General features: G+C 40.0%; 8 protein-coding genes and 1 pseudogene. All 9 read left to right on the top strand.

The window, feature by feature from the left end; genetic code table 11:
* Window positions 1-123: 123 nt before the first annotated feature.
* The 9 genes and pseudogenes from terL (at window position 124) to G9U52_RS38740 (ending at window position 7,915) form a co-directional block, all read left to right on the top strand.
* Complete coding sequence (gene terL, locus G9U52_RS38770) at window positions 124-1,749, top strand: phage terminase large subunit (protein ID WP_311765001.1); 1,626 nt, start codon at window positions 124-126, stop codon at window positions 1,747-1,749.
* 299 nt (window positions 1,750-2,048) lie between these two features.
* Window positions 2,049-2,903 carry a methyl-accepting chemotaxis protein gene (locus G9U52_RS38765; RefSeq protein ID WP_166158781.1) on the top strand — a complete coding sequence of 285 codons (855 nt, stop codon included), beginning with the start codon at window positions 2,049-2,051 and terminating at the stop codon, window positions 2,901-2,903.
* Window positions 2,904-3,184: 281 nt separating this feature from the next.
* Window positions 3,185-3,361, top strand: a complete 177-nt coding sequence (locus G9U52_RS40680) for a hypothetical protein (RefSeq protein WP_243767815.1) — start codon at window positions 3,185-3,187, stop codon at window positions 3,359-3,361.
* A pseudogene (locus G9U52_RS38760) lies at window positions 3,351-4,484 on the top strand (phage portal protein). The gene G9U52_RS40680 and the pseudogene G9U52_RS38760 overlap by 11 nt, the downstream one beginning before the upstream one ends.
* Window positions 4,465-4,854, top strand: a complete 390-nt coding sequence (locus G9U52_RS38755; protein ID WP_512699221.1) for a cysteine-rich VLP protein — start codon at window positions 4,465-4,467, stop codon at window positions 4,852-4,854. The pseudogene G9U52_RS38760 and the gene G9U52_RS38755 overlap by 20 nt, the downstream one beginning before the upstream one ends.
* Window positions 4,855-5,068: 214 nt before the next feature.
* Window positions 5,069-5,398, top strand: a complete 330-nt coding sequence (locus tag G9U52_RS41240; RefSeq protein ID WP_279538869.1) for a capsid assembly scaffolding protein Gp46 family protein — start codon at window positions 5,069-5,071, stop codon at window positions 5,396-5,398.
* Window positions 5,399-5,448: 50 nt separating this feature from the next.
* Window positions 5,449-5,688 (top strand): capsid assembly scaffolding protein Gp46 family protein, encoded by a 240-nt coding sequence (locus G9U52_RS41235; RefSeq protein WP_311765000.1) that lies wholly within the window; start codon window positions 5,449-5,451, stop codon window positions 5,686-5,688.
* A gap of 26 nt (window positions 5,689-5,714) precedes the next feature.
* The gene (locus tag G9U52_RS38745) at window positions 5,715-6,422 is read left to right on the top strand and encodes a major capsid protein (RefSeq protein WP_166158777.1); all 708 of its coding nucleotides are present in this window, start codon (window positions 5,715-5,717) and stop codon (window positions 6,420-6,422) included.
* 596 nt (window positions 6,423-7,018) lie between these two features.
* Window positions 7,019-7,915 carry an IS3 family transposase gene (locus tag G9U52_RS38740; RefSeq protein WP_166158775.1) on the top strand — a complete coding sequence of 299 codons (897 nt, stop codon included), beginning with the start codon at window positions 7,019-7,021 and terminating at the stop codon, window positions 7,913-7,915.
* The last annotated feature ends 571 nt before the right edge of the window (window positions 7,916-8,486 follow it).

Genomic DNA, 8,486 nt, shown 5'->3' with positions numbered 1-8,486 from the left:
TACTTTGTTCGGGACAACGGAAAATACAGTCTTGGTGAATGGAAAGTCCACATTCAATGGATTCTTGCCCAGACGACACTATTGTCGATTGATGATTTCCCATGAAATGGTTAATCAACAGGCGTGCTAGAAGGAGTAACTACAATTGAAACAATAAACCAAGAACAACAACGCCAAACACAACTTCTCAAACAGTACATGGAGAAGCATTTTAAACCACCCAAAATTAAGCAGCTAATTGAAGCATTCTCATTCTCAGAACTCCGCAAATTAATTGGTGAAATGGATATCGAGTATTTTGCCCTCTGCTATTTCCCTAAATATTTTGATCGAGAATTCGGCCAATTTCACCGTCAACTATTTGCTGAGTTAAAACATATGCTCTCCAATACTGGACTGATTACAGCTTTCGGACTCCCTCGGGAACACGGAAAGTCTACGATCAGTTCTTTTTTATTTCCACTGTATGCAACTCTTTATGATAAATCACAATTTACCCTAATTATATCGGCTACAGAAATTATAGCCTTGCCATTCTTGGATATGATCAAGGATGAGCTTGAGACGAATACGATGCTGATTGAAGATTTCGGAATCCGTAAAGGAAGTCGCTGGAACAATAATGAAATATGGCTTAGAAGTAAAAGTGGATTAGATTCATGCATTATGATTCGTGGAGTAGATGGTTCACTTCGTGGTATCCATTACAAGCATCATCGTCCAACTTTGGTTCTACTCGATGATTTACTCAAGGATGATACCGCCAAATCAGAAACGAAACGTGATCAGATTAAAAGCACCTTTACTGATGTCGTTTTGCCAATTGGTACAAGGGATACAAATATTTTAATCTGCGGTACAATCCTAAATGAAGAAGATATCATGGCTGATTTACTCAAAGGAAAGATACCAGGAGTCAGAAGTATCCGTAAAGCAGCAGTTGTCCAATTTTCGGATCGAGATGATTTGTGGTCAGAGTGGGAGCAACAATATAATAATTTACAGGATGAAGACAGGATTAATACAGCCTTGTCTTTTTTTATTGCCCATAAAGATGAAATGCTAGAAGGTACGGAGATTTTATGGAGTGAATACTTAGAGTACTATTATCTAATGTGTAAACGCCAAGCCATGGGTATCAATAGTTTTCAGAAGGAACTTCAGAACGATCCACGCTCAACGGACGATTACATATTTCAACATCTTGAGTATTGGGATAGACTACCTGAATTTGATGAGATGGAAATTGTCATGTATATTGATCCAGCCATTAAAGCCGGCAAGAAAAATGATTATTCAGCAATCACAATTTTAGGACAGCATCGTAAAACGAAACAGTTATATGTGATTGACGGTAATATTTATAAACTACTGCCAGATGATCTGTTCCAAGTGGCTGTAGAAAAGTTGAATACATATCCTGTAGATAAAATAGGTTTTGAGACGATCCAAGCTCAGAGTTACATGAAGCAAAAGTTTGAGGAAGAGTTATGGAAGGCTAAGAAATTTACAACTGTTGAAAGCGTTAATAGTCGAGGACAGAAACATGAACGGATTATTAGTCTTGAGCCTGATGTGAAAAAGGGACATATCTTGTTTAATTCAGCGAATATACGTTACAATAACCAAATAAAGGATTATAATCGCAACTGCAAATATGACGATGCTCCTGATAGTTTATATGGTGCTGTTCAATTGATTCAGTCGGTTAAGAGTCTGAAGTTTTATGATCGCAGTTTATTATTTTAAAGGTACAAGTTAAAACTCAATGTTTATTTCATCCAACCTCGTTAAGCTAACTGGCAGATTTACGTAAGGATTTTTCGCATATTGTATGTCCGTTATGCCGGAAATAGGGAACGCGTCAGTTGAAAAGCATCACGACATGCCAAAACATAGGGTGGTTTATTATTACTTTCTATGAATCACACAAGTAAATAGATAAGAATGGAATTTATAGCGGTATTTTGACTAACACCTTTGTAACCTATATGCTAAAATAGTGTAAATATACTTGAAAATATAAACTTGCAGGGAGAAAATCAGCTATGTCTCAATATCACGATCAGTTATCCCCGAAAATACAAAAGCTTTTGGATGTAGCACCTGAATTAACGGCCTTACTAGCGGAAGAGGACATCATATTTGCAGTGGCAGATACGGAAAAATTCCTCTACTGTTCTCCCGGAAAAACGTTGGATGCAGGCGTAAAGTACGGCGACCCGTTTCATGAACACGACTCCCTTGGAACTGCCAAAAGTACGGGGAAACGCTATTCCATGATATCTCCGCCGGAATATGGACCCCCATTTCGCTCAGTTGCATCGCCTATATTCGAAAATAATGAATTGGTCGGTGTTTTGGCGGTAGGAATCAGCCTTCAAAAAGAGTTTGAAATGCTTAATGTGGTCGGAATGTTGGAGAAGATCAGCGGGAATATACAGGAACGGTCCCACTCTCTATCCGCTCAAACCGAGGAATTATCCGCAAGCATCGAAGAGATAACAACAAACTCGAATGTGGTGAACAGCAATTCAAAAGAAATCGACCACGTCATCAGCTTTATCGCAGAAATCGCGCAGCAGACGAATTTGTTGGGTCTTAACGCCGCCATTGAAGCAGCCAGAGCCGGGGAAAACGGCAGAACCTTTTCCGTCGTGGCCCAAGAGATCAGAAAGCTGGCTAACAATTCCAAGGATGCCACAACTCAGGTTTCGGATTCGCTCAATAAGATCGGAAACGGGATTGACGGCATAACGCAGCGTCTTAACGAAATCTCTGCGGCGGTGCAGGGGCAAGCGCATGAAGCCGAAGGGTTGAGCGCTTTGATCGAAGAACTTGATTCCTTGACCTCTAGGCTAAGCGGATATGTGGCCGTTTTAACGAATTCGGAAAGTAAATGAGATCGATCATATGAGCTAGATCCACTAGAAGAAGTCTAACAGACTTCTTTTTTTAGTGAATATTAAATATCTCAAAATTTTTGTTTCTACACAGGTTAACCCTGCGGTAATAACAGGATTAATAGTTCAAGCTGAGACAACCGGATGCTACATCGGCCGATTGTTACGCTCCCGGGTAACGTTAGTGCAATAAGGAACTGCCTTTTTAAAGGCGGTTTTTTTATTTATGCAAAAATTAACAAACAACAATTACATAGCCTATTTTGAAAGGAAGCAAAAGTATGGAAATAAATGAAGCACTTATTCTTGAATGCCTAAATGAACTCAATCAAGCAGCACTAACCAAGCAAATATACTCCAACTATTACAATGGAGATCACGCGATTCTCAAGGATTACGCGATGCAAGAAAGCCGAAGCAATCGAAAGCTCATCTCCGAGAAAGTTTGTGGACAATGAAGTTGGCTATATTCTCGGTAAGCCAGTAAATTACGTTTCCAAATCAGATAATGATGAAGTGGTTCAAAAGCTTGATTTTAATATGAGCCATTGGGAAAAGGAACACAATATTAATCTTCGGAAGCAGAGTGAAATTTACGGTGAAAGCTATGAGTTGAATTATATTGATTCCGATGGACAATTCGCTTCAACCGTATTAACACCGCAGAATGCTTATGTGTTGGAGGATGGAACAGCAGATCGTAATGTAATGCTGGCCATCCACAAGTTTACAAGGCGATTTGATGATAAAATTTACTTGGATGTATATACGGATAACGAAATCCTGCACTATGAATTGTCAGGCAGCAAGAAAAATAGTCTTATGAAACAGAGTAAGTTAACAGATCTCCAGTATATCGGTAAACACAATCACATCTTTGGAAGAGTACCTGTCATTTCTTGCCCAGCTAATACTGAGCGGAAATGCGGCTTTCAGGATGTGATTTCTTTATTTGATGCCTACAATGCGCTCAATTCAGATTTGGTCAATGAAATTGCCGATCATCGTAATTCTTATCTGGTTATCGAGAATGCCAAGTTAGAAGAAGAGGATTTATTAAAAATGAAGAAGATGGGGATCATCCAAGTTCCTGTTGGTGGTAAAGTAACGTGGCTGATCAAGGAGATCAATGATTCGTTTGTAAAAAATGAGTTGGATAATCTGGAACATAAAATTTATGACATGATGGATCAGGTCAACTTCAATGAAAATTGGGCAAGTAATACGTCCTCGTTAGCGTTGCGGAATAAGCTTCTTAATCTAGAAAATCGAGTGGCGATAAGATAAGCGATGATGGAGAAAGTGATTAAGAACAGGATTCGTAACTTCTTCACGTACCTCCAGAAAAAGGAAGGTGTTCAATATGATTATCGAGATATTGCTGTTAAGTTTACAAGGAACCTACCGACAGATTTGGTGGGATTGGCTGATGTAATCGTAAAGTTACAGGATGTCTGCTCAAAGGAAACGTTGCTTACTCTGCTTCCTTTTGTGGAGAATCCGAAGTTAGAGCTGAATAAATATCATACTGAACAGCAACGATTAGCTGATACGACTCAGGATGTGCCAAATGCAAAATAAAAACAAAATCAAACAACTCGTCAAACATAATTGTGCCTCCTATCTGGGTGATAAGCATGGCATCTCGAATTATTGTTGCTGGAAGGATGGTTCATGTGTCTTTTTTGATCAGGGGAATCCTATTCCTAACTGTCGATATTTTGAAAATGGAGTGCTACCAACAGATCAAAAGTTGGAGCGTGAGTATAAATTGGAACGGAATATGGAAGTCGATAGCCAGATAGCGAAGCCGAAGGTTAATTGTAAGAAATGTGGGACTACATTCGAGGCAAATTCTAATCGGCAATCTTATTGTGAAAAATGCAAGAAACAAAATGCAAAAGAAAAGATTAAATTACGAGTTCGAAAACTGAGACAAAAAGAGGCTTGATGTAACGCTTTAGAGGGTTTGAAAAGCTATATAAATCAAGGGTTTATAATAGACAAAAATGAGGAGGTAGGGTATTTGTTCCTTATCCTCGTTTTTGTCATTTCTAATGCGTTACATCATTGTCCTGAGCAAGACATTAAACTGCTACAAAAATACATAGAAATGCGTGTTTGGTTCAGACGAGTCGAATGGGCATCAAAGGAGATTAATGAAAATGGATTTGGAACAAGTGAAACAATTTATTGAAGCAAATGGCACGAAAGAGGAAGTGAGAGCATATCTTCAGGGTTTGAATCCAATCAGCGTTGAAGGTATCGAGCAATTGATCCAAACTGATAAGGAAGCCAAGAGTTGGTTCGATAGCACCGTGGATAAACGTACCACGAAATCGCTGGAGACATGGAAAGCTAATCAACTTGAAGGATTGTTGGACGCTGAAATTAAGAAGCGTTTCCCTGCGAAAGATGAGAAGGAAATCGAGATGGAGAAGCTTCGTGCTGAAGTGGAGAATATGAAACTGGAGAAGCAGCGTGAAAACGATTAACCAGCCAAGCGATTAAAACTGCATCTGAAAAGAAACTTCCACTCCAGTTAGTGGATTTTTTTATTGGAGCAGATGAGTCTACAACGACAGCCAATCTAACTGCGTTTGAACAGTCGCTTCAATTGGCGGTGCAACAGCAAGTCGAACAAAGGCTCAAAGGGGATGGCTATACTCCCCCTGCGGATTCAACAGGTAAAGCTTTCACATTGGATGCTATTAAAGGCATGTCGTCCGATGAAATCAACAAGAATTGGGATCAAGTCAAATTGGCTTTACAAAACAAACAATAAAAAATGAAAAGGATATGGTGATATAAATGTCAGTAACTAATTTTATTCCAACAATATGGAGCGCACGTTTAAATGAAAGTTTTAAGAAAAATCTGGTTTATGGAAATATTGTTAATACGGATTACGAAGGTGAAATCGCTGGTCAAGGATCAACGGTTAAAATTAACTCCATTGGTGCAGTCACGATTGGAACCTATGATAAAGTAACTGGAATTGGTAATCCGCAGGAGCTGGATTCTGCACAAAAGACGCTAACCATCGACCAAGCAAAGTTTTATAACTTTACCGTAGATGATGTTGACGCAGCACAGGCCAATGTGGATTTGTTAAGCGGAGGGATCGTAGAAGCATCCTATGGTTTGGCTAATGTGGTCGATCAATATATCGCAGGATTTTATACGGAAGTGAAAGCGGGAAATGTGATTGGAAATGATACAACGCCTATTGTTCCGACTTCAGCAACAGCCTATGATTACCTTGTGGATTTGGGAGTTATCTTGGATGAAAACGATGTGCCAGAAGGGGATCGCTTTGTTGTTGTTCCTGCTTTCTTTTATGGACTCTTGGTGAAAGATCCTAGATATACGAAGGATGCAAATGTAATGAGAACAGGATTTGTTGGCAGTATCGATAATATGTCTGTCTACAAGTCTAACAATGTGCCGAATACTGCAGGCGAATTTCTGCTTCAACTTTTTCGGACAATGGTTACAGCAAGCAGGGAAAGGGGTTAGTGAAGTCAGAGTACCTAACTGGCATCAAATAAATCAAATGGTTGAATGCAGTTTTCCGCAAATGGCATTTAATTATAGTGTGGCTCCAGGTGATGGCACTCTAATTGAATGCTATTTCAAACCTGAAACCACAGAGCCCTTTAAATACAAGTGTCTGTTTATAACTGGGGCATCAAAACATGCACTTCGCAAAATGAAATCGTATACTCCACCAGCAGTGGCTATGATGGTGTATAATAACCCCACTGAGCAGAATAAAGAACTGCAGCGATATGTCGATAAGTATGTTAGAAAACTACTGACGTAAGCGAACTGACATGGTCTCTAGCAGCAAGCAATGAAGATCGTGAGTTTGGCGGCAGCACCATACATATATAGTTAACTCTATACAAAAGCGCTGCCGGCATTGCGCCAGCAGCTTTATTTTGTTGTAATGAAAGAGCAGAGAGAAAACTGTACAACTTCTTGTCTTTTATCGATAGTTATTCTTGTCCTCCGACATCACCTTATGCATGTGATTGGTTTATTCCAAAAAGCTGGAATACATATGTACAAAATTCTGATTTTGTGCATATGTATTGGGGAAAAAGTAGCGTGTGAAATACCAACTACTGTCGGATGACAAGAACCTGACTATCATCTATGAACACCGCTCCGAATACCGACTGGAGAAGATGTGCCGCATTATGAACGTTTCGCGTAGCGGCTATTACAAGTGGTTAGGGCGCCCCGAGAGTAACCGTGAGCGCCAGCACAAAGAATGGACAGGGCAAGTCAAGGAAGTGTATGAACGATCCAGGCAGATTTACGGAAGCCCCAAGGTCACCCAGCAATTAAAGAAGAATGGCATCTCGATCTCTGAGCGTACAGTGACCCGGATTATGAAAGCCAATGGGATCCGTTCCAAAACGGTGAAAAAATACAAAGCGACAACCAACTCCAAGCACTCGCTGCCCGTTCAAGAGAATGTACTGAACCGTGAGTTTACGGCAAGCAAGCCTAATGAGAAGTGGGTGACGGACATTACCTATGTATCCACAAATGAAGGCTGGTTCTATTTGGCGAGCGTTATGGACCTGTTCTCCCGTAAGATCGTGGGCTGGCACATGAGTGAACGAATGACCAAGGAGTTGGTTCTACAGGCATTAAAACAAGCCTATGGACGCCAACACCCTGGCCAGCGGTTGCTGCACCATTCGGATCGTGGAAGCCAGTACGCCTCCTTGGATTACCAGAAACAACTCCAGCTCTATGGCATGGTGGGCAGCATGAGTCGTAAGGGGAACTGCTATGACAATGCTTGCATCGAGTCCTTTCATAGTGTCCTGAAGAAGGAATGGATTTACCTTCATAAGTACGAAACACGGGAAGAAGCGAAAAAGAGCATCTTTGAGTACATCGAAGTGTTTTACAACAACCAACGTATCCATTCTTCGATTGGGTACAACACGCCTTCTGATTATGAACGTACGTTTCAGGATCTGGCTGTGTGAGCATAAAATCTGTGTCTACTATCTTGACAGAAGTCCATTATGCCATCTTGAGAAATAAAAAGGCATTCCGTTCAACTTAACCCACATTACTGGTATAACCTTCCAAAACGTAGATGACTTGGAGGGTTATTTGGCATGCTTATTTTAACTATACCATATTATTTAAGTTCATTTTACTGGGAATCTTGACAAGCTATTAGCTGGTATAGCTTAGTCCCTTTCTATTCTCGGACGACGACGACACAAACATTGTCCGATTCTCTTACATTTTGCATTGGTTGTAGAATATTATTTATCATCGCTCAAATATCTCCAAATAATTATGTCATTTTTAATTTCAAATCCTTTGTCCCAATTTGACCAGCTGCGATTGTTATCAGCTGTAATGCGGTAGCCACACGAGCATTGATAGTGGTAACGATACTTAAATGAATAAAGAATTATTTTATTGCAGCTTACACAAGTGTCCCTTAATTTTACATCTTCGTGGTAAGGGCAATGTCTGATAATCATTAGTTGATGAAAAATACTATGGAAGTGATATTTCAAGCACTCCTCGCAATATTTTAAG

The sequence above is a fragment of the Paenibacillus agricola genome (assembly GCF_011440305.1).
Taxonomy (GTDB): domain Bacteria; phylum Bacillota; class Bacilli; order Paenibacillales; family NBRC-103111; genus Paenibacillus_S; species Paenibacillus_S agricola.
The sequence above is the reverse complement of the archived record's forward strand: the minus strand, read 5'-3'. Positions and strand labels throughout refer to the sequence as shown.